Source organism: Malikia granosa (assembly GCF_002980595.1).
GTDB classification, from domain to species: domain Bacteria; phylum Pseudomonadota; class Gammaproteobacteria; order Burkholderiales; family Burkholderiaceae_C; genus Malikia; species Malikia granosa.
Genome location: NZ_PVLQ01000138.1, coordinates 1 through 1,297, shown reverse-complemented (window position 1 = coordinate 1,297; position 1,297 = coordinate 1). Strand labels below are relative to the sequence as shown.

Here is a 1,297-nt window from a genome sequence, read left to right as displayed (position 1 = left end):
GCTCGGGCGGCTCGCGCGCCGCAAGCGGCGACGGGCTGCAGCCCGTGGCCGCGTGGGGGTCGGGGTTCGGGGTTCGGGGAGCAATGGAACAGCCAACCGACTTAAGCCGGTTCGATAAAACCTTCGTTTTATAAGACTCTTTCACGCCGCTCGTCGTGCAACGGTGACGCACCACAACCAGTCTAAATTACTGGTTTGATGAAACAAAGTTCGCTATTATTGAAATCCAACAAGTAAAGCGAATTTTAAGCATGAAAATCGGCTACGCCCGCGTTTCCACGCGCGACCAGAAACCCGACTTGCAGCTGGACGCCCTCAAGGCGGCCGGCTGCGAGCGCGTCTATCAAGATGTGGCGAGCGGCGCGAAGACCGCTCGGCCGGCGCTCGACGAGCTGCTGGGGCAATTACGGGCCGGCGACGTGGTGGTGATCTGGAAACTCGACCGCATGGGGCGCTCGCTCAAGCACCTGGTCGAACTGGTGGGCCGTTTGATGGAGCGCAAGGTCGGGCTGCTCAGCCTGAACGACCCCATCGACACCACCAGCGCCCAGGGCCGACTCGTGTTCAACCTGTTCGCTTCGCTGGCCGAGTTCGAGCGCGAGCTGATCCGCGAGCGCACGAATGCCGGGCTGACGGCGGCGCGCGCGCGCGGCCGGGTCGGGGGACGGCCCAGGGGACTGTCGCCCCAGGCCGAGGCGACGGCGCTGGCCGCCGACACGCTGTACCGCGAGCGAAAACTGTCGGTGGCCGCCATCGCGCAGAAGCTGCATGTTTCCAAGAGCACGCTCTACAGCTACCTGCGGCATCGCGGCGTCGAAATCGGCCCCTACCAGAAACCGGCACGGGCGCAGCCAGCCGCCTCGACAGGCGCTGACGAGGCCGATCCGCCAAGGCTCGCCACGATTCGGCTGACGCTGCGCATCGAGAACAACAGCAAATTCGTGCGTGGCAAAAAGCGCTCCCGTGAGGACATCGAGCGCTACTGCCTGGCGGAGTACGACGCCAAGCGGTTGCCCAGCGGCGACTACGAATTGAAAGTGCCCTACGGCAGTGACGATGACCTCGACCAGCGCATGAACGAGCTGCTGGGCGACATCGCCAGCCAGGCGGACGATCGCCACTGCTTCTCGGAAAGCGAGGCGTGCATGGAGGGGACTGACCGCTGCTGGTGAGGCCGGAGGCTTAAGTCGGTTGGCTGTTCCATTGCTCCCCGAACCCCGTCGGCAGCACAAAGGGCTTTTCCGCCCCCTCGGCGGGTGGAGCGGGGACTGGCTGTGTGCCGGCGGGGTCGGCCGCC

At 65.0% G+C, this 1,297-nt stretch carries 1 protein-coding gene; it reads left to right on the top strand.

Annotated features, from left to right (window positions below):
* The first annotated feature begins 251 nt into the window (after positions 1-251).
* Positions 252-1,172: a recombinase family protein gene (locus C6P64_RS17565; RefSeq protein ID WP_105749819.1), complete on the top strand. Its 921-nt coding sequence runs from the start codon at positions 252-254 to the stop codon at positions 1,170-1,172.
* Positions 1,173-1,297: the final 125 nt, after the last annotated feature.